This window comes from Colwellia ponticola (assembly GCF_005885605.1).
Taxonomy (GTDB): Bacteria; Pseudomonadota; Gammaproteobacteria; order Enterobacterales; family Alteromonadaceae; genus Colwellia; species Colwellia ponticola.
Window position 1 is genome coordinate 1 of the sequence record NZ_SZVP01000005.1, and the last position, 25,121, is coordinate 25,121.

The 25,121-nt window shown below is 37.4% G+C and carries 23 protein-coding genes; 5 read left to right on the plus strand and 18 right to left on the minus strand.

The genetic code is table 11. From position 1 onward, the window contains the following. Window positions 1-560: 560 nt before the first annotated feature. Together FCS21_RS07210 and trmA are read left to right on the plus strand one after the other, a co-directional pair. Window positions 561-1,052, plus strand: a complete 492-nt coding sequence (locus tag FCS21_RS07210) for an RNA recognition motif domain-containing protein (protein ID WP_118056086.1) — start codon at window positions 561-563, stop codon at window positions 1,050-1,052. Window positions 1,053-1,388: 336 nt separating this feature from the next. Then, window positions 1,389-2,483: a tRNA (uridine(54)-C5)-methyltransferase TrmA gene (gene trmA, locus FCS21_RS07215; RefSeq protein ID WP_138621906.1), complete on the plus strand. Its 1,095-nt coding sequence runs from the start codon at window positions 1,389-1,391 to the stop codon at window positions 2,481-2,483. Window position 2,484: 1 nt separating this feature from the next. Here trmA and fabR read toward each other — a convergent pair whose 3' ends face one another. Beyond that, window positions 2,485-3,117, minus strand: a complete 633-nt coding sequence (fabR, locus tag FCS21_RS07220; protein WP_138621908.1) for an HTH-type transcriptional repressor FabR — start codon at window positions 3,115-3,117, stop codon at window positions 2,485-2,487. Between the two features lie 132 nt (window positions 3,118-3,249). Between fabR and sthA the strand changes: the two genes are divergently transcribed. Then, complete coding sequence (gene sthA, locus FCS21_RS07225; RefSeq protein WP_138621910.1) at window positions 3,250-4,677, plus strand: Si-specific NAD(P)(+) transhydrogenase; 1,428 nt, start codon at window positions 3,250-3,252, stop codon at window positions 4,675-4,677. A 192-nt stretch (window positions 4,678-4,869) separates the two neighbouring features. On the opposite strand, the gene FCS21_RS07230 is transcribed toward sthA, so the two are convergent. From FCS21_RS07230 to FCS21_RS07280, 11 genes are all read right to left on the minus strand, one after another. Continuing rightward, window positions 4,870-6,165: an adenylosuccinate synthase gene (locus FCS21_RS07230; RefSeq protein WP_138621912.1), complete on the minus strand. Its 1,296-nt coding sequence runs from the start codon at window positions 6,163-6,165 to the stop codon at window positions 4,870-4,872. A gap of 138 nt (window positions 6,166-6,303) precedes the next feature. After that, window positions 6,304-6,942: a hypothetical protein gene (locus FCS21_RS07235; protein WP_138621914.1), complete on the minus strand. Its 639-nt coding sequence runs from the start codon at window positions 6,940-6,942 to the stop codon at window positions 6,304-6,306. A 156-nt stretch (window positions 6,943-7,098) separates the two neighbouring features. Next, window positions 7,099-7,986 carry a protease modulator HflC gene (hflC, locus tag FCS21_RS07240; RefSeq protein ID WP_138621916.1) on the minus strand — a complete coding sequence of 296 codons (888 nt, stop codon included), beginning with the start codon at window positions 7,984-7,986 and terminating at the stop codon, window positions 7,099-7,101. 3 nt (window positions 7,987-7,989) lie between these two features. Then, window positions 7,990-9,141 (minus strand): FtsH protease activity modulator HflK, encoded by a 1,152-nt coding sequence (hflK, locus tag FCS21_RS07245; RefSeq protein WP_138621918.1) that lies wholly within the window; start codon window positions 9,139-9,141, stop codon window positions 7,990-7,992. Between the two features lie 84 nt (window positions 9,142-9,225). Continuing rightward, window positions 9,226-10,527: a ribosome rescue GTPase HflX gene (gene hflX, locus FCS21_RS07250; protein ID WP_138621920.1), complete on the minus strand. Its 1,302-nt coding sequence runs from the start codon at window positions 10,525-10,527 to the stop codon at window positions 9,226-9,228. 53 nt (window positions 10,528-10,580) lie between these two features. Further along, window positions 10,581-10,832 (minus strand): RNA chaperone Hfq, encoded by a 252-nt coding sequence (gene hfq, locus FCS21_RS07255; RefSeq protein ID WP_138621921.1) that lies wholly within the window; start codon window positions 10,830-10,832, stop codon window positions 10,581-10,583. Window positions 10,833-11,021: 189 nt separating this feature from the next. After that, the gene (gene miaA / locus FCS21_RS07260; RefSeq protein ID WP_371287222.1) at window positions 11,022-11,957 is read right to left on the minus strand and encodes a tRNA (adenosine(37)-N6)-dimethylallyltransferase MiaA; all 936 of its coding nucleotides are present in this window, start codon (window positions 11,955-11,957) and stop codon (window positions 11,022-11,024) included. Between the two features lie 47 nt (window positions 11,958-12,004). After that, entirely contained in the window at window positions 12,005-13,993 is a 1,989-nt protein-coding gene (gene mutL / locus FCS21_RS07265; RefSeq protein ID WP_138621924.1) for a DNA mismatch repair endonuclease MutL, read from the minus strand. Between the two features lie 9 nt (window positions 13,994-14,002). Then, window positions 14,003-15,337 (minus strand): N-acetylmuramoyl-L-alanine amidase, encoded by a 1,335-nt coding sequence (locus tag FCS21_RS07270; protein ID WP_138621926.1) that lies wholly within the window; start codon window positions 15,335-15,337, stop codon window positions 14,003-14,005. Window positions 15,338-15,352: 15 nt separating this feature from the next. Beyond that, window positions 15,353-15,841: a tRNA (adenosine(37)-N6)-threonylcarbamoyltransferase complex ATPase subunit type 1 TsaE gene (tsaE, locus tag FCS21_RS07275; RefSeq protein WP_138621928.1), complete on the minus strand. Its 489-nt coding sequence runs from the start codon at window positions 15,839-15,841 to the stop codon at window positions 15,353-15,355. A gap of 115 nt (window positions 15,842-15,956) precedes the next feature. After that, window positions 15,957-17,528, minus strand: a complete 1,572-nt coding sequence (locus FCS21_RS07280) for an NAD(P)H-hydrate dehydratase (RefSeq protein WP_138621930.1) — start codon at window positions 17,526-17,528, stop codon at window positions 15,957-15,959. A 228-nt stretch (window positions 17,529-17,756) separates the two neighbouring features. On the opposite strand from FCS21_RS07280, the gene queG reads away from it, so the two are divergent. Then, complete coding sequence (gene queG, locus FCS21_RS07285; protein WP_138621932.1) at window positions 17,757-18,953, plus strand: tRNA epoxyqueuosine(34) reductase QueG; 1,197 nt, start codon at window positions 17,757-17,759, stop codon at window positions 18,951-18,953. Here queG and FCS21_RS07290 read toward each other — a convergent pair. The 5 genes from FCS21_RS07290 to FCS21_RS07310 form a co-directional block, all read right to left on the minus strand. Next, window positions 18,950-19,156 carry a DUF1289 domain-containing protein gene (locus FCS21_RS07290; RefSeq protein WP_138621934.1) on the minus strand — a complete coding sequence of 69 codons (207 nt, stop codon included), beginning with the start codon at window positions 19,154-19,156 and terminating at the stop codon, window positions 18,950-18,952. The two genes, queG and FCS21_RS07290, sit on opposite strands and share 4 nt — an antisense overlap. A gap of 53 nt (window positions 19,157-19,209) precedes the next feature. Next, window positions 19,210-22,137, minus strand: coding sequence for a hypothetical protein (locus tag FCS21_RS07295; RefSeq protein ID WP_138621936.1), 2,928 nt, complete (start codon window positions 22,135-22,137; stop codon window positions 19,210-19,212). A 72-nt stretch (window positions 22,138-22,209) separates the two neighbouring features. Then, window positions 22,210-22,707, minus strand: a complete 498-nt coding sequence (locus tag FCS21_RS07300; RefSeq protein ID WP_138621938.1) for a DUF4442 domain-containing protein — start codon at window positions 22,705-22,707, stop codon at window positions 22,210-22,212. Window positions 22,708-22,758: 51 nt separating this feature from the next. Continuing rightward, window positions 22,759-23,232: a 2-thiouracil desulfurase family protein gene (locus FCS21_RS07305; RefSeq protein ID WP_222927957.1), complete on the minus strand. Its 474-nt coding sequence runs from the start codon at window positions 23,230-23,232 to the stop codon at window positions 22,759-22,761. A gap of 13 nt (window positions 23,233-23,245) precedes the next feature. After that, window positions 23,246-23,563 (minus strand): DUF3630 family protein, encoded by a 318-nt coding sequence (locus FCS21_RS07310; protein ID WP_138621941.1) that lies wholly within the window; start codon window positions 23,561-23,563, stop codon window positions 23,246-23,248. Window positions 23,564-23,784: 221 nt separating this feature from the next. On the opposite strand from FCS21_RS07310, the gene FCS21_RS07315 reads away from it, so the two are divergent. Further along, the gene (locus tag FCS21_RS07315; protein ID WP_138621943.1) at window positions 23,785-24,087 is read left to right on the plus strand and encodes a c-type cytochrome; all 303 of its coding nucleotides are present in this window, start codon (window positions 23,785-23,787) and stop codon (window positions 24,085-24,087) included. A gap of 221 nt (window positions 24,088-24,308) precedes the next feature. On the opposite strand, the gene FCS21_RS07320 is transcribed toward FCS21_RS07315, so the two are convergent. Further along, complete coding sequence (locus tag FCS21_RS07320) at window positions 24,309-25,085, minus strand: PEP-CTERM sorting domain-containing protein (RefSeq protein ID WP_171035654.1); 777 nt, start codon at window positions 25,083-25,085, stop codon at window positions 24,309-24,311. Between the last annotated feature and the right edge of the window lie 36 nt (window positions 25,086-25,121).

Consider the following 25,121-nt stretch of genomic DNA (forward strand, 5'->3'; position numbering starts at 1 on the left):
TGTGAGTGTTCACACAAATTGCATGATAACTAATTGTTAAAGAATCTTACTATTAAGTAGTAAGGAGCAACTAATCACATTCGTTAGTTGCTTGGCTTCGTTGCTGTTGCTCCGAAGCAGGATGCGTATCATACGCTTCCGAGTTTTGATGTCAACGTTTATTTTAAAGTATTTTAAAAACATTTTAAAAGTTAACGTTAAGTTAACGGATTTACCTTAAAAGGTAAGAGATAACCTATCAAAACAGTTCGTTGATGGTTCATTTTGCGTGAACCCCTTGGAACTGGAGCGCATTATAGAGAGCTTTGAATTCTGGTCAAGTGTTTATAGTAATAAATCATACTTTATTTAATCGTTTGCTTATTTAAGTGACAACACGCTTATTTAAACACCTACATTAAAGAATAAATAGTAAAGTTTCTTTGTAATTACTGATTAATCGCATAAAATTTGCTCTTGATAGTTGCACATTATAAAAAGCTGCGTAACATAGAAATGCTGTCAGCATATATTCAAGCAGTTAAAATTAGTTTATTAAAATAATAATTAGGTATCTTTATATGAAGTCTCCAACGTTACAAACAGTCGTCATCGCTATTGTTTTTACCATTATCGCTTATATTGTCACTTTTGTCGTAGCCGTTAACTCTGTCACTATTGCCAGCTTAGTATTTATTAGTGCATTTCTTGCACCTTTATTTACAGGTAATGCATCAGTTAACACTCTTTCATCAACTTCTACATCTTCTGCTAGTAAAGCTACTGCTTCAGATGAAGAAGTAAGAACTCTCTATGTAGGTAACTTACCTTATAGAGCTAATGAAACCTCAGTAAGAGAACTTTTTGCTGAATATGGTTCTGTTCATTCTGTGCGTTTAATGAAAGATAAACATACAGGTAAACGCAGAGGCTTTGGCTTTGTCGAAATGGCAGCTACTGATTTAGATAAAGCTATTGTTGCATTAAACGACACTGAGTTTCAGCAACGTACGCTAAAAGTAAGAGAAGCCAAAGAGCGCCCAGAACGCCCTGAAGAAAGCACTCAAGACTAATCACTATAATGAATAAAAAGGCCGCTAAGCGGCCTTTTTATTGCGTGTAATTAAATAGGGTCACTTACTGAACGCTATTTAGCACAATACTCTTGCTAGTATTTCAATAGTTGGCTGTTTTTTACAGCTTAAAAAACGTATCAAAATATAATATTAACGTTAATTAATTGTCTTAGTTAATAAATATATAATGAAATAGTGAGTTTTTAAATCGATAGAACTAAGCAAGATAATTACTGATATGTGTATAAAACGAATAAAGGCTAGACAAACGCTAAGTCGATAGTAAAATTCGGGCTGTTATTCTTATCTCATTTATTTATACAAGGCATTTTTATGTTTAGTCACATTCATCCCGATAATTACGTTGCTCAATTATCAGAAAAACAACAAAGTATGGCTAAGCTATTTAGTGATTTCAATTTACCTACTGCTGACTTATATCAATCGACACCATTAAACTATCGCCAAAGAGCTGAGTTTAGAGTTTGGCATGAAGGTGATGATCTTTATTACATCATGTTTGATAGTAAGACAAAGCAAAAATTTAGAGTAGATGATTTTCCTGTTGCCAGTGAATTAATTAACAGCGCTATGAAAGGTTTAATTACAGCAATTAGACATAACGCAACGTTACGATTCAAACTTTTTCAAGTTGATTTTTTATCAACGTTAAGTGGTCAGTTATTAATTAGTATGCTGTACCACAAACCTTTAGAAGATAACTGGCAACTTGAGGCTGAAAAGTTAAAAGCGCAATTATCGACAATAGCGCCTGTAGATATTATTGGTAGAGCAAAAAAACAGAAAGTCATTGTTGATAAAGACTATGTAATGGAGTCTTTGCAAGTAGGAAATAAGAAATATATTTATCAGCAAGTTGAAAATAGTTTCACCCAACCGAACGCTGGTGTTAATGAACAAATGCTATTGTGGGCTCAACAAGCAACACAAAATGCAGGTGGTGATCTTATTGAACTTTACTGTGGTAACGGTAATTTCAGTATTGCACTTGCTGAAAATTTTACACGAGTACTCGGTACTGAGATATCTAAAACATCTGTTCGCTCTGCACAAATTAATATTAATGAAAATGGTATTAAGAATATTGATATTGTGCGTATGTCGAGTGAAGAGTTTAGCCAGGCGATGAATGGTGAGCGTAAATTTAGACGTTTAGAGGATTTTGACTTAACGACGTATAACTACGATACCGTACTCGTTGATCCACCTCGCGCAGGATTAGACCTAGATAGTGTTGAGCTAGTAAGGCGCTTTAATAAAATTATTTATATTTCGTGTAACCCCGAAACATTAAAAGAAAACTTAGCGCTATTAGTAGCAACACATAACATTGATAAGTTTGCTTTGTTTGACCAATTTCCTTATACCGATCATATTGAAACAGGGGTAATCCTAACAAGAAAGTAAACTAGCTAGACTTTTTAGATACTTTACGACGGTTACTTAACTCAAGCGCCCCTCGTGCAATAAAACGTAATTGTTGGATGGTTTGTTGCGCTAATTGATCTCGCTCTATTTGATCTTCGATATCCAGCGCATCAGAGCCGGCACTAAAAACAATAGTAACGGCTGCATTTGCCTGCATATAAGCAATGTCACTTTCAAGTTGGTTCGCTTTTTGAAGGTAATCACAAAGCTCCATAGTAAAATAACGTATTTCTCGAATAACTGCGGCACGAAACGCCGCTGAAGTCCCTGAGCGCTCACGTAGCAATAACCTAAAAACATTAGCATTACTTTCAATTAATTCCATAAAGGTTTGAACCGATATTTGAATAACGGATCCCCCTTTAGCGATACGCTGCCTTGCTTGGCGCATTAACTGTCTTAATGTTAAGCCTGCTTCATCAACAAGCGTTAACCCTAATTCATCCATATCAGAAAAATGGCGATAAAAAGAGGTGGGTGCTAAGCCCGCCTCTTTGGCCACTTCACGTAAGCTTAAGTTCGAAAAGCTGCGCTCTGCGCTAAGTTGATTTAACGCGGCATTAATGATTTGACGACGGGTCTTTTCTTTCTGTTGTGCTCTTACACCACTCATCTAAAAGGCTCTTTGTGATAGTAAATTCGTTATTATCATTATAATACTGAATTAGCATAATATTGTCAGTTTTAGTTCTGCTAATATAGTAAACGCTATTATACTTTAGAGAAATAAAACGAGGGTTTACTGTTGACTAAATTAAAGATAAATCAAGCGGTAAAAAAGGATTTTGATTATGATGTACTCATTATAGGCACAGGTCCAGGCGGCGAAGGGGCAGCAATGAACCTCGCTAAACATCATAAAAAAGTTGCTATTATTGAACGTTATCATCAAGTCGGTGGTGGTTGTACCCATTGGGGGACTATTCCATCAAAAGCCTTACGCCAATCAGTAAGGCGTTTAATTGAATTCAATTTAAATCCGTTATTTAATCAAAATAATCAAGTAAAGCAACTGACCTTTCAAGATATATTAAGTCACGCTTCGGACGTTATTAATAAACAAGTAAATTTGCGTGCTGGATTTTATAAACGTAATGGGGTTGAGCAGATACTTGGTGAAGCCTCTTTCATTGATGCTAACACTTTACATGTTTTACACTCAGATGGCTCAGTAGAAGAGCTTAGTGCTAAACAAATAGTGATTGCGACCGGCTCTAGACCTTATCAACCAGATATTATTGATTTTAATCATCCCCGTATTTATGATTCCGACAGTATTTTAAGTCTTAAACATGCACCTAGACATGTCATTATTTATGGTGCCGGCGTTATTGGTTGTGAATACGCGTCTATTTTTAGGGGGCTTGGAGTAAAAGTTGACTTAATTAATACGCGTGAGCGCTTATTATCTTTCTTAGATACGGAAATATCAGATTCGCTTAGTTATCACTTATGGAATAATGGTGTTGTTATACGACATGGTGAAGAGATAGATCGTGTAGAAGCCAATGACGATAATGTTATTGTTTACTTAAAATCAGGTAAAAAGATGCGTGCTGACTGTTTACTCTTTGCTAATGGTCGAACAGGTAATACTGCAGATTTAAATCTTAGTGCTGCCGGTTTACCTGCAGATAGCCGTGGTCAGCTAAAAGTGAACAGGCATTATCAAACTGAAATAGATAATATTTTTGCGGTTGGTGATGTTATTGGTTATCCAAGTTTGGCTAGTGCCGCCTTTGATCAAGGGAGAATTTCCGCTTTAGCAATGGTTGATAGTAGCAGTGAAGCTAAGTTAATTGTGGATATACCTACCGGTATCTATACTATTCCTGAAATTAGTTCCGTAGGAAAAACTGAACAAGAGCTAACGCAAGCAAAAGTACCTTATGAAGTCGGTCGCGCGCAATTTAAGCACCTTGCTAGAGCACAAATATCTAATAATTTAGTAGGATCTTTAAAGATACTCTTTCATCGCGAAACGAAAGAAATTTTAGGTATTCATTGTTTTGGTGAAAATGCAGCGGAAATCATTCATATTGGTCAGGCAATTATGCAACAAAAAAATGGCGGTAATACTATAGAATACTTTGTTGAAACAACATTCAATTACCCTACCATGGCAGAAGCATTTCGAGTAGCAGCTTTAAACGGACTTAATCGTTTATTTTAATCAGTGATTGGGTTTGTATAGCTAAATCATAATGATGGTACCATTAATTTTTTCATAAATAATCAAGGCTTTATTACAACCCTTTGCACAATACTATTGAAAAATTTTCAAAAAAAATCCAGCGATAGCTGGATTTTTTATTAAGAAATTAACTCGCCTTACCTGGTAAAGATTAAAGGCTAAAGTCACCCTTTACATAAAAGGATTAACTTTAATAATCGTTTCAACACGATCTGGACCCGTAGAAATAATATCTACTGGGATACCCGTAATTTCTTCAATGCGCTTAATATAAGCAAGTGCATTTTCAGGTAAAGCATCAATAGTGGTTGCACCAACAGTGCTTTCACTCCAGCCTGGCATTTCTTCATACACTGGTGTTATTTTATCGTAACCCTCAGCTGCCGTTGGTGGTACTGTAATGATGTCACCCGCTTCAGTTTTGTAACCAGTACAAATTTTTAACGTTTCTAAGCCATCTAATACATCAAGTTTAGTTAGACAGAAGCCTGTAACACTATTAACTTGAATAGCACGGTGCATTGCAACGGCATCAAACCAACCACAACGACGCTCGCGTCCTGTCGTTGCGCCAAATTCATGACCAACTGTACCTAAGTGATTACCTATTTCATCATCTAACTCTGTAGGGAATGGACCTGAGCCAACACGGGTAGTGTAAGCTTTAGTTATACCTAAGATATAATCTAAATGACGAGGGCCAACACCACAACCTGTAGCAACGCCACCAGCGGTTGTGTTTGAAGAAGTTACGTAAGGGTACGTACCATGGTCGATATCAAGTAACGTACCTTGAGCACCTTCAAACATGATTGACTCGCCTTTTTTACGAGCTTGGTCTAATATTTCAGAAATATCAGCAGTCATGTTTTTAATAGTATCAGCTACAGCTAACGCATCAGCTAAAACTTCTTCATAATTTACTGGTTCAACTTTATAGTAGTTAACCAATGAAAAGTTATGATACTCAACAATTTCTTTTAATTTAGTCGCAAAGGTTTCTGCACAGAACAAATCACCAACGCGTAAACCACGTCGTGCAACTTTATCTTCATATGCAGGACCAATACCACGACCTGTAGTACCAATAGCTTTATTACCACGCGCAACTTCGCGTGCCGCATCTAAGGCGTTATGATAAGGAAGTATTAGAGGACATGCGTCACTAATAAGTAGGCGTTCACGTACTGGAACCCCTTTAGCTTCTAACATGGTAATTTCTGTCATTAAAGCTTTAGGACATAACACTACACCATTACCAATAAGACATTTTACGTTATCACGTAATACGCCAGATGGAATAAGATGTAATACGGTTTTTTCACCGTTAATCACTAAAGTATGGCCAGCATTGTGACCGCCTTGATAACGAACTACATATTTAGCTCTATCAGTGAGTAAGTCTACGATCTTACCTTTACCTTCGTCACCCCATTGAGTGCCGAGAACAACTACATTTTTGCCCATTTTGTTACTATTTCATAAGAGAATTAGGCGGGAATTTTATCAAGAAAGATCAGTGTAGTACAAGTTAAAAGAAATATATTTATGATGATTTTAACTTGGAATTAAAATAGTTAATTAAGTTAACAAGTTAGCTAGTTTTTATTTGTATCCCCAAGGAGTAATAGGGGTATTAATAGGCTTTGTTAAATCAAAGTCGACTCTAAATTCGCGTCCCTGGCGGATCAAACGGTAGCTAAATTTTTTAGGATAAATATACATTTGCCATATATTATCAATAGATTGTGGTATGCCTTGGTTAATAAACAACTCTTTAGAATATTGATCACTAGGAAAAGATTGTACTTCTGCCCAACCTGCATCTAGGGTATGACCACCGTACATAGTGGATGTATCATGGCTACCATCTTTTTGTCGATGATCATGCTTTAATGATAAGCCTGATCCTGTTTTAGTAATAATCCAGGTACGTGAAGCATCATTGCCAACATGAAAAGGTATTTGTAATTGATTGTCAGTACATTTACGTACATGCATGATTAATGTTTTATTATCAAAGCTGCTGCCTACCGCATTATCAACAGTAACCTTACCTTGATAAGCTTTACCGCAGTGTTTAGCTATATTATTAAAGAAATCATCATGAGTTTTTATTGAGGCTAAAGGCGCTTCTGCTACAGTTACTGTACCCGCCACTGCTAATGATGTTGCTGTTGCTAGGCTTAGTGAAATTTTTATGAGCAATGCTAATGTTGCCTGTACAGACTTACTTATTGCCATGCTTTACCTGTTAATTGATGCATTAAATTTTAACTCTTATATTACACTGTATTAAGCCCTAACTGTTACATTTCATGATGAGATAACTTGGTAAAAAAAAAGCCAGCATAATAGCTGGCTTTTATATAAGTAACACAAGATCAATATTAATGTTGGCTATTTTTTAGCGTTACTACCATCTTTTAAAAAACGGAAGAATTCACTATCTGGTTTCACTACCATGATATCGTTTTTACTATTAAAGCTATTTTCGTAAGCCTCAAGGCTACGGTAAAAACCATAAAAGTCGGCATCTTTGGCATAAGCATCTGCATATACTTTTGCTGCCAATGCATCACCCTCACCACGGATAGTAAAAGAGTTCTTTTGTGCTTCAGCTAACATAATAGTTACTTTAGCATCAATAGTTGCACGAATGATTTCTGCTTGCTCTTGTCCTTTAGAGCGATGTTCTTTAGCAACCGCAGTTCGCTCAGCACGCATACGATCATAAATAGACTGACTTATCTCTGTTGGCAAGTTAATCGCTTTAATACGTACATCAACCACTTCAATACCTAAGTCTTCACGGCTACTTTTTGCACTTGCTAATGCTTGCGCCATAATAGTGTCGCGATCGCCAGAAACAATTTCTTTAATAGTGCGATTACCAAACTCTGTTCGTAAACCGTTGTTTATTTTTTGCTTTAATAATGCACGCGCATTTTCAACAGAACCAGAAGTACGTAAATAATAAGTAGAAAAATCAACAATGCGCCATTTTGCAAAAGAATCAACGATAAGATCTTTTTTCTCTGAAGTAACAAAACGGTCTGCTACTTCATCTAATGTCTGAATTCGTGCGTCTAATTTTTTTACTGTTTCAATAAATGGAATTTTGAAGTGTAAACCAGGTTCAAACACCATCATTTCATTAGTAGCACTATCACGTTTAATTTTTGAAAATTGAAATACGATGCCGCGTTGACCTTCGTAAATAACAAAAACTGACGAGACAACAAAAATAAATAGTAGTGCTATTATAGCAATGAAAAAATTCTTCATTTATTAATTACTCCCATTACTAAATCTATCAGAGCGATCTGATGATGAGGTAGGTGATGTATTTACACTCGGCTCATTTGCTGGTGTATAGGTAGCTTTATTGTTACGAGGGCTGGTATTTTGTTGTTGAATAATTTTATCCAAAGGTAAGTACATCATATTATTACCTCCTTCAACATCAATCATTACTTTACTGGTATTGCTGTAAACTTTTTCCATCGTCGCAATATATAAACGTTCGCGTGTTACTTTTGGAGCAGCTTGATACTCAGGTAAAATTTTCTCAAAACGTGCTACTTCACCTTGTGCATCTAAGACAATCTCACTTTTATAAGCAAGCGCTTCTTGTTCCATACGTTTAACACGACCACGGGCACGCGGCTCAATGCCTCGAGCATAAGCTTCAGCTTCTCGTAAAAAACGCACTTCATCTTCTTGTGCTGAGATAGCATCATCAAAGGCATCTTTAACTTCATTAGGTGGACGCGCATCTTTAAAGTTAACGTCAACAATGATCAAACCTAAGTTGTAAGGTTCAATTATTCCCTCTAACTCTTGCCAAACCGCTTGACGGATAGTTTCGCGACCACTAGTTAAAATATCATCCATTTTAGCGTGACCAACCACATAACGCAGCGCGCTATCTAGTGATTGATTTAAACTATCATCAGCATTAGTAACACTAAAGATGTAGTTACGCGCATCTACAACACGATATTGTATTTGCATTTCAACGTTCACAACGTTTTCATCTTGTGTCAGCATAAAGCCTGAAGACGGCATTTCACGGGTACTTTGCATATCGACTGGAATAATGCGATCAATAAAGGTCCATTTCCAGTTAATGCCGGGTTCAACAGTACCTGAATATTCTCCAAATCTTAATACAATACCTTGCTCAGCTTCTTTAATGGTATAAAAACCACTAAATGCATAAACCACAGTAGCAACGATAAGCAGTAGAGATATACCTATACTGGAAAAATTCTTACCTGATCCTGAGCTACCTTTAGTGGTTTTACCACCAAAAATACCGGTAACTTTTTTACCAAGATCATTAAGTAGTTCATCTAAATCTGGTGGACCTTGATTCTTGCCACCTTTATTTTTCCAGGGGTCTTTATCATTATTATTCCCCGGTTCGTTCCAAGCCATTTTGTTCTCCACTAAAATCGGCGACAATAAAATTATCGCACTTACAATTAAAATTTATTTAACTTATGTTTATGCTCGAGTTAATTAATTTATTAAACTATCAGATATAATATAATCAATTAACTCACTATATTTATTAGTAATCAATCTTTCCCATTCTCGTGATGGCATGCTCACTTCAAGTTGACAATAACCTTGCTCATCAAAAGTCTCGCTCGTCACACAATGTAACTTGTATAATTCTCCACGTAATTTGCCAGCACTAGGTGGAATATTCAAATAGTGACTTACTACTTTGATATCTAAGCGCTCAGCTAGCGCAGTAAATAACAAGTCGGTACCGATATTAGCTTGTGCCGATAACCACACACGAATTGGAACCCCTTCATCGTCTCTGTCTATTCGCGGCTCAATATCATCTAAGTTATCAATTTTATTACAAATAATTAACTGAGGTACGTCGTTGGCCTCTATTTCCTTGAGCACATATTCAACTTGTTCAATATTTTCGCTACGCCTATCATCTGAAATATCAACAACATGCAATAACAACTCAGCTTCACGGGTTTCGGTTAATGTCGCTTTAAACGCTGCCACTAAGTCGTGCGGTAGGTGTCGGATAAAACCTACGGTGTCTGCTAAAATAACACGACCAACACCAACTAAATCAATTTTTCTTAAGGTAGGGTCTAGCGTAGCAAAAAGCTGATCCGCAGCATATACCTCTGCTTGTGTTAACGTGTTAAACAGCGTCGATTTACCGGCATTAGTGTAACCAACGAGTGATAATGTAGGTAATTCTGCTCGAGCTCTTGCTCTACGACCTTGTTGTCTTTGTACTTCAACTTTGCCTAGTCGCTTGCGAATATTCACCATACGCTCACTTAATAAACGCCTGTCAGTTTCAAGCTGTGTTTCACCAGGACCTCTCAGTCCTATACCACCTTTTTGTCTTTCTAAATGAGTCCAACCACGGATTAAGCGGCTACTCATATGACGTAGCTGTGCTAGCTCAACCTGCAATTTACCTTCGTGAGTTCTAGCTCGTTGAGCAAATATATCAAGAATTAAGGTCGTGCGATCAATAACGCGACATTCACATAATACTTCAATGTTTTTTTCTTGTGACGGCGTTAAACTATGATTAAACAGGATAACATTAGCGCCAACGAGGTGAACAGCATCACGAATTTCTTCAGCTTTACCTGAGCCAACAAATAGACGTGGATGAGGCGTATTACGCTTTCCCGTTACGACAGTTAACGCTTCCACGCCAGCTGAAGACACTAACATTTTAAATTCGTTAAGGTCTTCTTTACTGCTTTCATCAGGAAAGTCTACGTGAACAAGTACTGCTTGCTCACCCGCTTGATAACGTTCAAACAATAGTGTTAAACCCCAGTAACATCATTAATTGTACTCATTAAGAATAAAAAGCATTAAGTATCCGAAGATTGATCATCCGAGCTAGGTGTTGATGCTGTATTAACTGCGCGAGAAGGTACAACAGTAGATATTGCGTGCTTATATACCATTTGGCTGACTGTATTTTTAAGCAGAATAACAAATTGATCAAATGATTCAACTTGCCCTTGTAATTTAATACCGTTAACTAAATATATTGCAACTGGAATGCGATCACGACGTAACGCATTTAAAAATGGGTCTTGTAAAGACTGCCCTTTTGCCATTATATGGTCCTTTTTCTTATTATTGAGCGTTATTATTAAACGTTACTGCTAAACTAAAACATGCTGTAACAAAGTATCTATTAAGAATAGAACAGTACTATGAAAACGTCACAACAACACGTTATATAAAATAGTTAGCGAATTAATTATACATCAATTGCCAACTATTGCTTTATATTTGCTTACCCATTACTTATCTGTGTCAAGTAATGATAAAACCTGTGCCAAATTAGTAGCATCATCAGTTATAAGCCAGTGTAAATTAGGCCAATTTCTTAACCAAGTTAATTGCCTTTTCGCTAACTGTCTAGTTGCACAAATACCACGAAAAATCATTTCATCATAGTCATACTCACCGTCAAGGTATTGCCACATTTGCCTGTAGCCTACGCAACGGATAGAAGGTAAATCAGTGTGTAAATCGCCACGTGACTTTAACTTCATTACTTCTTGTTCAAAACCCAAGGCAATCATTTGCTCGTAACGTTGTGCTATACGATCATGTAGCGTGCTTCGCTCTTTAGGCGTTATCGCTAACTGCAAAATATTACCTTCGAGCCTAGCACCTTTTATTTGAGTCAATTGTGTCAAAGTGTTATTGGTTAACCGATAAACTTCTAGAGCACGAGTTAAACGTTGTGGATCGTTAGGATGTATACGCTCGGCTGACACAGGATCTATCTCAGCAAGTTGATCATGCATTGCTTGCCAACCTTTCACTAAAGCTTCGCTTTCAATAGCTTTACGTATGTCAGCATTAGCGGTAGGTAAAGGAGAGATCCCTTCAATTAAACTTTTAAAATACATCATAGTACCGCCAACCAATAACGGAATGCGGTTTTTACTACGTATTTCAGCAATTTGAGCTAATGCATCATGACAAAAATCTGCTGCCGAATAACTTTCACTCGCGTCGCGTAAGTTAATAAGTTTGTGTGGATAGTTAACTAACTCGGCCGCTGTAGGCTTTGCTGTGCCAATATCCATATCTCGGTAGATAAGCGCAGAGTCCACACTCACTATATCGCAAGGTAATGCGTCTTGCAGTGCCATAGCCAAAGCGGTTTTACCCGATGCGGTTGGTCCCATTAAACAAATAACGGGTGGCTGATTTGATGCTGTGATGCTTTGGTCTGACACGAATACTTAACTCTTATTTAGGTTATCTTAATCTAGGTTAACGAATGTAACTTGTTAACATGTGATGTAAGGTCGAGAGGAATAGAATTCAAGGTTAATTGTTGACTAAGTTGTTCATTAAACAATTTTTTTGATAATTTTAATAAAATATCAGCTTGGCTTTCGTCGTACTCGGTTAACACCATGGCTAAAGCAATACTATGATAAATATCTGCCCGGTTAAGGGCTTCCCCCTCTTTAAGCGCTAACGTGTTGATTAGCGAATCAAGTATAGTGATGATTGCTTGATTGACATCTTGCTCACGTAACAACGCTGGAAACTCTCTAATTTGTATTCTATTTTTACTCTGTTCAACGAAAATAATACCTGCTGTAGTTAGTAATTTTTGTTCTGTTAAAGCAATATTTAACTGCTGCGCAGAAAGATTTAACATCACTGGTAATAACAGCGGTTGACTCACGAGTCCTTCTATTGAGCTCTCTACTTGAGCCTGTTGGTCCTTTTGACTGTGCCAGCTTTGTTCCACGAGCTTAGCGTAAGTCCGCTTAGCTAAGTTAAACAGTGATAATACTCTAACACCACTACCCGTTTGATAGAGTGCATAACCGGGTTGCTGTATACTTAACAATGCATCTACGTTACTTGAGCCTCCTCCCCCTTCTCGCTTACTAAAGTGAGGTGATTGAGCAATATTAACATTAGTTGCCTCAGTAGCAGTTAGCCTCGTTTTTTCAATATCAAGCAATGGTGTCATCAATGACTGATAATTGGCTGCTGCGCCCGATCTGTCATGAATATTTTGTTGCTGAGTACTGCCATTGTAGGCATAACTCGATTGGCGAGCACTAACATCATTTACATGTTGCAGTGGCGTAATATAATCAGCACGCGGATAGCTTAGTGCTGACTGAGTAGCATTTGATGTATGCTGTGTTGCTGTCTCATGACTACGGTTAGCATAAGACTGCTCAGGTACTAGCGCTATTTCACTATTCTCAGTTATCAGTAACTCTTCACCAGATAACGCTGAAGTTAACGCTTTATGACACACAGAATAAATAAAATCATGTACATAACGACTTTGATGGAAACGCACTTCATGTTTTGATGGGTGCACATTCACATCAACTTCTCTATGGTCAAGCTGTAAAAAAAGTACAAAGGCAGGGTAAGTATCTGCTGGTAGTAAGTCGGCATAGGCTTGACGAATAGCATGATTAATGAGCTTATCACGCATCATTCGACCATTGACATAGCTATAACACAGGTCATTTTGACTCCGTGAAAAGCTTGGTTTTGCTAGCCACCCCGATAGTGTCATATTATCGTGTGGGCAATCTACTTCAACGGCATGCTCAATAAATTTTGCCCCACAAATCATAGCAACACGTTTTGCACATTGTGCTTGCGTATTTGCCCTACGGTATTGTCTAACCGTATTGCCATTGTGAGTGAGTGTAAAACTAACGTCAAAATGAGCAAGCGCTATCCTGCGTACTACTTCATCAATATGATTAAATTCGGTTTTCTCGGTGCGTAAAAACTTTCGTCTAGCGGGCGTATTAAAAAATAAATCGAGTACTTCAATACTGGTGCCGTCGGGGTGAGCAGCGGGTTTTATATTAACCGACATATCACGCCCTTCTGCTATAGCTTGCCATGCTGTTGCTTGCTCTTTTGGCTTAGAAGTTAACGTTAACCGAGCAACCGAACTAATACTTGCTAATGCTTCACCACGAAAACCTAAACTGTTAATCGCCTCTAAATCACTTAAGTTTTTAATCTTACTGGTTGCATGACGACTTAACGCTAAGGTTAATTCGTCTTTAATGATGCCATGGCCATTATCAGTAATTTTTATCTTTTTGATGCCACCTTTATCAACATCAATATGAATTGCTGTTGCACCAGCATCTACGCTGTTTTCAATCAGTTCTTTAATAACTGATGCAGGGCGCTCAACCACTTCACCAGCAGCAATTTGGTTAGCTAAGCGAGCAGGAAGTATAGCAATAGTCATAGTAGGTTTTTATCCAGTACGAGGGATTTTTAAGGTTTGACCAATGCGTAAAGCGTTAGACTTTAATTGATTAACAGACTTAAGCTTACTCATTGATATATTGTAACGTTTAGCGAGTACTGAAAGTGACTCGCCACTGCGTACTTTATGACTTTTATAGCCAATAGAGGCAAAATAAGATCCCGTTAATGGATGCGATAAAAAGTGATTTTTAATCCCTTGATGAATAGCGTTAGCTAAACGTTGCTGATGTGTAGACCAGGTTAAGTTTTTTTCTTCATCATGGTTAGAAATAAAACCTGTTTCTACCAGAATTGACGGTATATCGGATGATTTAAGTACCGCAAAATTACCATTTTGTGGTGTTCTTTTATGCATTTTAGTGATTTTTTTTAGTTCTTTTATGACGTTATTGGCAACACCAAAACTGACACCTAGCGAGTGCTCTTTACTCATATCTGCCAGCGCTAACGCTAAATGGCTGTCTGCTGTATTTTTAATAACACCACCACCGCCACCGAGTAATTCTGATTTTTTCTCTCTATTGACTAACCATCGCGATAATTCAGACTCTGCTCGACTTTTAGTAACCACCCATACTGAAGCACCATTTGGTCCAGGCGTATGAAAAGCATCCGCGTGTATTGAGACCAAAAAATCGACATGATTGTCTCTAGCTAAACTAGTACGTCTATTCAAATCTACGTAATAATCTCCACTGCGGATCATGACCGCTTTCATACCTTTTTCTTGGTTAATGACTCTTTGCAGCTTTTTGGCAATCGCTAAGGTCACTTTTTTTTCATAGGTACCTTTACCACCAATTGAGCCAGGATCTTCTCCACCATGCCCAGCATCAATACCAATAATAATATCGCCTGCACTCTGTTTAGGCTTAGCAATTATTTGTTTACTACGATTCTCATCATAAAGATCAATAACTAAACGATGCCCGTATTGCCCAGCTGGTGCCAAAGGAAATACCGTTAGTTGATACGATTTAGCTAGTTCTAATACTAAACGGGTTTTACCTTGACTCATACTTGCACGAAAAAGCTTTACTCGTGGATCATTTACCGCAAGGTTTCTTAACGAAACAGTATTTTTAGTATCGCTAAAGTCAATCACCAATCTATTAGGTTTACTGAGGGTAAAAAACTTATAATCAGGCTGTTCTTTAACATCAAAAACAATACGAGTATTTTCTGGTGCTGGCCAGAGACGAATGCCGTCAATAGTGTTTGCAGCAAACGTACTCACAGAAAAGACACTTGATAAAGCAATAGCAAATAGCACACTAAATACAGGTAACCTTGCTATGACTAGAACAATTCTCTGATACATCTAACTACCCCTGTTTTATAACGCTATAATCTGTGCAAGTGCTGTTATTATCTGTTCACCATAAAGAGATTCTGCTTGCAGCGTGATGATTCTTTGTTCATCTTGGTAAGCCATATCAATGATTAAATCTGCTTTAGCCAATAGACCAACGCCTTTTTCAGGCCATTCAATAAAGCAACAACAATCATGATTAAAATAATCTCGAATGCCCATATACTCTAACTCTTCGGCATCTGCTAGGCGGTATAAGTCAAAATGAAATATACGCCATTTAGCTAGTTCATACGGTTCAACCAAGGTATAAGTCGGGCTTTTTACATTGCCTATATGTCCCATACCCCTAACAAAGCCTCGAGTGAGTGTGGTTTTACCTGCTCCTAAATCACCGTTTAAGTAAACAACTAATGCTTGCTGAATGGTTGCCTTTTTAACAACATCCGCTAGACCTGAGCCGATAGCAACTGTAGCGGCTTCATCGGGTAAAAAATATTGTAATTGCTTCATTTGACTATTCTATGTTTGTTACGGTTATTATTAGGATTTTAATGGCGACGACTATAAAACAATGCTCAGGCATTACCTTAACGCCAACATCACTCGCGCCTGTTCAGCAATTGTTTTATTTAGGCGTCAAGCCGTTAAGTAATTGCTGTAACGGTATAAATAAATCACTCGCTAATAAGCCACGTTGACCATTATTATTGGCTATAATATCAGCTGAAGCGCCATGAATATACGCTGCCAAGCATGTTGCGTAAAAAATATTATCACTTTGCATCATTAGAGCAGTAATTATACCACTTAAGACATCACCCATACCGCCCGATGCCATACCAGCATTACCTGAGTTATTGATAAAAACCCGCTCACCATCAGAAATTAAGGTGCCGGCTCCTTTAAGTAAACAAATACCACCGTATTGGTTTGAAATAGCTCGAACAGCAGCAAAACGGTTCGCTTCAATACTGGCAACCTCGCAACCGAGTAAAGCTGCTGCTTCTTTGGGGTGTGGTGTTAGTACCCAATGTTGATTATATTTTTCCGTCTGACTTAACAGTATCAAAGCATCAGCATCAAGTGTCATTCTTTTATGTTGTGCTTGACTAGATTCACAAAGCAATTCAAAAAGTTGCTTTGCTTCATTGCCCAGCCCTAAACCGGGGCCAATAAGATAAGTTTTTGCGTTATGTAATTGCGTTGAATTTACTAATAAGTCACTTGTTGTCGGTGCTAACATCAGCTCAGGTCGACCATTAACCATAAATCCTTGATTATTTTTATGACAACTTACTGCAACTAAGCCCGCACCACAGCGTAATGCTGCTTCACTAGCCAAGCGAATTGCCCCTGGCATACCTTCACCGCCACCGACAGCCAATAATAAACCGCTGTTGCCTTTATGACTAGCAGGTAATCGCTTAGCTAAGGTCAAGGGCACTGTATATTGACTATAGTAATAATGGCTTTGCACTTGTTCAGTAAAAATGAAGTTAATCGCCAAAGGGGCTAATAATAACTTACCCACAAAGTTAGCCGCTTGACCCGTCAATAAGCCTTGTTTATAAACGATAAAAGTTACCGTGATATCGGCGATAACTGCTTGTATTTCTGTCTCCGCCCCTTGTACTTGTCCTGTGGTAGCACAAAGTCCTGAAGGCACATCAATACTGATAACATTAGCTGGGTGACTGTTAATACTCAACACCAGTGCTTGTAGAGATGAGCTAAGCTTACCGCTAAAACCAATACCAAATAAAGCATCAACAATCACCTCACCGGTAAAGTTTTTCATTACCGTTAAGCCATCAAGATTATTTTTTTCAGCATTGTCGACGATTAACGATACCCCAACTGACATCATCGCCTGATAAGCAAGTAATGCATCCCCTGTTAACTGACTAATTTGACAGGTAAGTATTACGCTCACTTTTATGTTTGCTTGTTGTGCTAATTTAGCAACAACAAAGCCATCGCCACCATTATTACCTTTACCACACACTATTATAATGTGCTTTGTATTCGGCCAACTTTTTAGTAATTCTGCAAACACAGCACCACCGGCACTTTGCATAAGGTCAAACAATGCGACCCCTTGATTTTTAGCGATGCTCGCTTCATTTTCTAATACTTGCTTAGCGCTATACGCTAATGCGAAGGGTGGTTTTTGTGATAAACTTAACGATAATTTCATGGTTATAATATTAATACCAATCTCATTAAATATCTGATCATTTCTACAGGTTAAAACAACCAACTACTGCGTTATTTATTTAATAACTAGAACAACTAGTTATAAAAATAAATGCCTTGTATTTGTTCGTTTTTTCTACGTATAAAATAGATCACATAATTAACGAAACTGGTATAACCTCAATTAATGGTTCAACAAACGAGCTAAAATGGCTTTATTGGTATAACAATGTCCCTTATTAACTATCAAGAATTATTAGAAAAAATCAAGTTTTGGGGTAAAGAACTCGGTTTTTCTGATGTAGGTATCAGTGATATAGACTTATCCGCTCATGAAAGTGTATTAGAGCGTTGGTTGGCTAATAACTACCACGGCAATATGGATTATATGGCGCGTCATGGCTTAATGCGCGCTAGACCTGCCGAATTAGTGCCTGGCACCATTAGAGTAATTAGCGTACGTTTAGATTACCTCCCCCATAATGCTCAATTTGCCAGTATTTTAAAAGACAAAAACAAAGCTTATATTAGCCGATATGCGCTTGGACGCGATTATCATAAGTTAATGCGTAAACGCTTACAGCAATTAGGACAAAAAATAGCAGAGCACTGTAGCGACTTTAATTATCGCCCATTTGTTGACTCAGCGCCGGTAATGGAAAGGCCGTTAGCAGAAAAAGCAGGATTGGGATGGGCTGGTAAACATACTTTACTAATTAATAAAAAAGCAGGATCGTGGTTTTTCTTAGGTGAGCTATTTGTTGATATTCCTCTGCCCCTTACTGACAATGAGTACAGTAAGAAGGCGATTGAAAATACCACCACAGAAAGTAAAACTAATGACTGTGGTACTTGTGTTGCCTGCATTAAAATTTGCCCTACTAAGGCGATAGTAGAGCCTTATACGGTTGATGCACGACGTTGTATTTCTTATTTCACTATTGAATCGCCTGATGCTATCCCTGAAGAGTTAAGACCTTTAATGGGGAATCGCATTTATGGCTGTGATGATTGCCAATTAATTTGCCCCTGGAATAAGTACGCGCAACTGAGTTTAGTTGATGACTTTCAGGCAAGAAATAATCTTGATGATAGTAGCCTACTAACATTATTTGCTTGGTCAGAAGAGTACTTCCTTAATACTTTACAAGGCTCCCCTATCCGACGTATTGGCTTTCAAAGTTGGCTACGTAATATTGCCGTGGCCTTAGGTAACGCCCCTTACAGTGATATTATTGTCACGGCATTAACCGAAAAACTCACTGAGGTGAATGAATTTTTAGCCGAGCATATCAACTGGGCGCTAGCACAGCAAGATCATAAAAAAATGCTCTCTGAACAAGCCGGCGCAGAACAAGAAAAAAACCATCGTTTAACCTTACGTTTAATCCGCTCTGTTGAAAAAGGCCTAACGCGAGATGCTTAAATAGTTTTGTTGTAATCGTGCTTTATTTGTCTTTGGCAGCACAAGGCAATAATTCGTTGTTTTTCTTGATCAGAATAACCGCGCCAAGCGACTATTTCATCAATATGACGAAAACAACCAAGACAAATATCGTCATTATCTAAGCAACAATTACTGACACATGGGCTGTCGGTTAACCTTTTTTTATGTTTACTATTACTCACAATAGTCCTTATCAATTCATTTTAATATTGCCAACGCTTAGCACAACAGTTAACTAAACAATATCATCAGCATATTTATTAATATCTGCTACTGCTTTTTTAGTTTTCTTTAATAAACTTATTTGTACTTTATTATGCTTATCTAGCACCTTATTCGTTAGTAACTTTTGCCAATGCTGACATAAATGTACTAAATAATCGGCCGCAAGTATTTTGCTATTCACTAATAATGATTGTGCCGCCACCGCAACTTTTATAGCGTCATCGTTAATAAAGGCTTGGCTTAATTGCTTTACTAAAACAGTATTTTCAGCGGTATATTCAGCAAGCATAAAAATTGCTAATTCTGCAGAGCCTTGATGGTGAATATAACGCTCAATATTAAAACTCACCGAACGTTCTCTTGCTAATGAAGTTCGCTGAATAACCGGTGTTTCAGTATTATTTTTAGTGTTAGCGACTGAAACTTTTTCAAGGGCTTCACCAGCTTTTTTTTGTAATGTTAACCAAGGGCGCATTGCCGCGATTATTTCATTTTCAGTACTATCCGCTGTGACTTCACCAATAACCCAATGTTCATAAGCTGAAGGAGGTTTTCTACTATCGGTACGTTTGATTAAATCAAACACCCCTCTGACAAGGGTATCTTTAGCTGAAGGTTTAGCGTCTGTATCAGTGATAAAGCGAATAAAAGGTTGGCACGCTATTTCTGTCATTAATAAGGTAAACCGACCACTTTGCCAGTTTTTCTCTAGCATTACTTCATCGGTCACAAAGGTCACTTGTAAACCGATGCTGTGTAATAGTTGTTGTAAACGTTGGTATTGAATTGGTTGCTTTGCCGCAATTAATACTTCTATAGGCATAGCCAAGTACTTTGCGCTTAATTCAAGACAAGTATTCTCAATATCAGCTAAATAGCTGGGTAATAATAATGTCGGGTAATATTGTGTTTGCTGATTATTAATTATACCTAGCGTGAAGGTAAAGCCTAATTGATAGCCCTGCTCGGTTATCGTCACATTCACATTATTACCCTGTAGGAATCGTAGCAGAGTATTAAAGTAAGCAGTATGCTCATTATGCTCGATACTTTCATCAGAAAAAACCTGTAGTATCTGTGGTAGTGTCGCTGCATTACCCTTACCTTCGATCTCAGCACTAAAAAATATTTTTTGTTGGTCACTGTTGTTATCGACTAAAAGTAAATTGAATGATAACTTTTTATCGGTTTGTCCAGTCAATAGCAGCTTAATAAAAGTATTTATTAATTCAGAAAACAACGCTTTATCTAAGTTCACTTCATGGTGTATTTTTTCATCCATACTTACCGATAAACTATTATTACAACGCAAGAGTTCACCGTGTAAATTCAGTGTAATAGCTTGTATTTGGTTAGCGAGATTTACCTGAGCTAGTCGTAACACAGCTTCACTACTTTGCAAGTATCGATAGCAACTCGCTTGTCGTAAGGTGCAGACCAAGTCTTGAGCTTGAAGATGCGCCTGACATAAGTAATGATTAATTACCTTGCTGTGATTAGTGTTCTTGGTTAAAGTCAGCGCACTTTTACCTAATAACATTAATTGTTTTAGCCCCGATACATACAGCGCTGTACTGCGCTTTTGCTCTAATAAAAGTGTTGCTTTAGTACGGGTAGACATAGCGAGTTCAAGCGATGCTAAGTCACGCTGTAATTGCTCTTGTGTTGATTTATCTTGCAGCATTTGTGTTTCAAGTACTTGGTTCCTCTCTTTAAGTACAGCAAAGTCATCTTCCCTATCATGATCACACGGTATCTGTTGTATCTTATTGACTAACTGCTCTGCTTCAGCGCTATAAAAATATGGGTTAGTAGTGGTTAATATTTTTTTATCACGCGCGAACGAGTGTTCAATACGAGTAAAATTTTCTTTACTCATAAGTTTGATACGTGCTTTGATTAACCACAATAATGCTAAAACACTAAAGAGTGCTGCCGTCAGTGCAACCATAATCCATTGTGGTAGCTTACTTGCGTTGAGAGTATCTTTATTTGCCTTAATATAACCACTTGATTGAGTATCAATACCGTAGTCATCTTTTGATAATTGATACAAAATACTTTGTAATTGCTGCTGTTGTTCGACAAGCTGTTGTTGATAATCTTTCATCAACCGTAACTGTTCATGCCATTTATCTAAAACACCCCGTTTTAATATAAGATTTTCAAAGCGAATTAGATCCCTAAAAATATCAGCCATTGCCTGATTGTCTCGTTGTGACTCAATAAGCTGTTTTGGATAATCAACAACAAAAAGTGCATTGATTTGATTACGCAACTGCTCAAATTTGCTCAAGGGCATATGCAAAGTCAACTTGTCTAACATTATAAATGCAGTATGCAATTGCTTTTCAACGGCAGACAACTGCTCTATTTGTGCAGCGGTTTTCTGTTGCTTATCAAGTGGCGCTACTACGGAATTATTATCTAAAAACGTTATTTGAATTTTTAGCGCATCAAGCAGTGTCTTGAGTTGTATTAATGCTTTGTGCTTTAATGCTTCATTACTGGTATCACTTGATTCAATTCGAGTGACAATACGGCTGGCAAGTGTATTACGAGAAAACCATTGTTGATAATCTCGCTGATACTCAGACTTTAATAATAGAAGCTTCTTACTTTGTAATAAGAGTTGCTGCTGTAAAATAAGCAACTCATGCGCATTGCTATTTTGTAAGGTGTTATCAATGAGTTTGTCGGTATTAATCAGGTAAGTTTGTTGTAGCAGTTGTGTTTGTAGTGGTATAAGTTGCTCGGCTATTAGCGTTTTAGCCTGCTTAGCTTGCTGAAATAAAAAGACGCCTGTTAAAGAGAGCGTCATAGCAACAATTAAGAAAGTAGCAATAATATGCCCGGTAAAAAATCGATGAAATGGCTTCGCGCTACTCTCTATGTTGACAGCTTGCTTACCCTGTATATTAGTTGTATTTTCATCCATTTAATTACTACTTATTGCTCATCAATTCAGAACCATTACACAATATTTTATATTATATAGTTTAACAAGGCATTACTGATTATTGGTTCTTTTTTTGCTAACCCATGCCCACTCCATTTGACATTCTATCGGCGCTTGCCCAGATTCGTCTGTTATAACCACTGGTATATAAATACTGCCCTTTTCATCTTGCTTAATAAGAGTTATTTGCTCATCGGTTAATCGAGCGACTGCACTCAAATCACCTTGCATACGTCGTTGATAATTAACCTGCATAGATTTAAGTAATGGTAATTTTGAATCGGGAACATTCATGCCAAAAACTATCCCAGTAGCAGATTCTGCTAACACAGCGGCAGCAATAGCATGAATACCGCCAATATGGTTTTGTACTGCTTTTTTATTTGCTAGTAATAACTGGGTTTTATGGGCGGTTACTTGCTTAATAACAATACCGGTTGTGCCGGCAAACTTTACTTTGCTAGCAAAGAGCTTAGTTAATAGAAATGAACGTATCGATAGTGGTGTTTTATTTACTTTTGTAATGATAGTGCTGAATTTGTTAGCCATTAAATTACCTTGCTTATATATTTACTTAAAACGTGTAATTTATTATGCAACTTAACTGGTCTGATCACTAGAATTTATTCGCTTAGCTAATAACTCAATAGTCACTTCGCTATAGACTTCAATGTTATTTTTACGTAAAAGTTGCGTAGTGACACCTTCTCCCTTGATTTTTTGCTGACTAAATGTACCGTCATATAGGCTACTACTGCCGCAAGAAGGGCTAGATTCCTTTAACAAGGCAAAGCTAATATTATGCCGCTGACATAAAAGCAATGCCTTTTGTGCTCCTTCATTAAACTGTTCGGTAACATCAACAGAGTCTATCGTCATCACTTGTTTTGTGGTTTGATTTATTTCTGCAGGCGGCCTTGGCACAGGCAAACCAGATATGACTTCCGGGCATATAGAAATTAAGCGCCCTTGTTGTTGCCATTGCAGTAAGAGCTTATCTTCAAGTGTTTTGACTATTCCGTTATATCGAACACGATCACCTAAAAAACACGCACTCACTAATATTTTATTAATCGTTTGTTGATTTCTATTCATGATTTTTTATTACACTACAAAGGACCTTTAACTGTGCTGTACTTGTATCATCTTGCCCTTCAATCCAGCATGATTGACTATAACAATCGAAACTTAAAACAAAAGCGTAGTTTTCCCAACTAAAACGAATATTTTCTCGATCAGCACCGATAATTTTTTCTTGTATGCTAATGACGTTAATGTTGTGAAAAAGCAACGTTGTTAACACCGAAATATCTTCTTGGCACCATTCATTTTTAAAAATAACGCTTAAATAGCTTACTTCATACGTTAGCGACTTAACATACTGTAAAGGTATTGAAGACTTCATAATCACCTATTTTAATTTCTTATCTACTATAATTAATTATACGGCTAAAGCTTAATATTAATCAGAGGTTTTAAGAAAAAATCAACGACAAGTTAGCTTATTTTTCATATACTCGGCAGAGAAAATATATTTTTGTAGCCTACTTATTATGCTTGCATTTTATCTTGTTATGCTTACATTTTATCTTGGTACAAAATTTTTAACCCAAAGAGAGTGAAATTATGAAAAAACTTATACTCGCTGTTGCAACAGCAACGGTTATGATGGCATCTCCTGTATTTGCGGGCGATGCAGCCGCTGGTAAAGTAAAGTCAGCGACTTGTGCTGCTTGTCATGGTGCTGCTGGTATTTCTGCTATTCCTATGTACCCTAACTTAGCTGGCCAAAAAGAAGCTTACATTGCTAAGCAGCTTAAAGATTTTATCTCTGGTCAACGTAAAGATCCTGTCATGTCAGCTATGGCTGCAGGACTTACTGATGCTGACATCGCTAACTTAGCAGCATACTACTCTAGCATAAAATAATGTTCGCTTTCTTAAGCGTTTAAAAAGCCTCAGCTTAACTCGATTAAGCTGAGGCTTTTTTTATGCCAAGCCGCTAAAATAAAAAATAAGCAGTACTTTTTAATGGTTTCTAGCCGATTAACAGCTGTTATTTTAGGTATAAAAAAACCTCCTATGGGAGGTTTTTATTAATTAACTAATAACGGATAGTTAAAGCAACTTTTATTAAACCGTAAGCAGAATTATGCTTTACGACGAGCCGCACCTGCTAGGCCTAAAAGACCTAAGCCGAAGATAGCTAAAGTAGTAGGTTCAGGGATAGAGTTACCTGAAGCAGTACCGCTACCTGTACCATATTGATTACCTTGGAAATCAACAAAAGCAACAAAACCAAGATCTGAACCCATAAATTCTGAGTTGCTATCGAAGTTACCTGCAGCAGTACCACCAGTAACATTCCAAGATGAAGCTAGACTACCGCTATCTGGTGTAAAACCTTGACCTTCTTTTAAGCTCTCAAAACCAAAAGATAAAAATAATGAACCATCAGCACTAGCGTCGATATCAGCTTGGCTATTGATGTTACCTGGATCAAAATCTGCCGTGTTATCAAAATAAATATTGAAGTAACCTGAAGTTTTTGAAGCGGCTAGATTAAATAAAGAGCCATCATTAGACATGTCTCCATCAAATACAAGGCCACCAAAAGTAAAGGTAAGTTCACAGGTTGCACAAACAAAATCAGTTGAGCCATTGAAGCGACCAATCTCACCAGCACCTTGCAGCATAGAACCGACAGTACCAGGAAGTACCGCGTTAATATCTGGAGCACCTGAAGCACTTACACCACTAGTAGAAAACCATTGAGTAAAATCAGCTCTACCAATAAAATCTTTGGCTGATATAGTTTGGTAATCTGGATCCCAAGTAACACCACCGACAGTAATATCTGATGCTGATGCGGCAATACTAGCGAAAGCGAAAGTACCTGCGGTTAATATTTTAGTAAATTTATTCATTATGTATCCTATCCTTATTATAAAAGCTATTTTCAT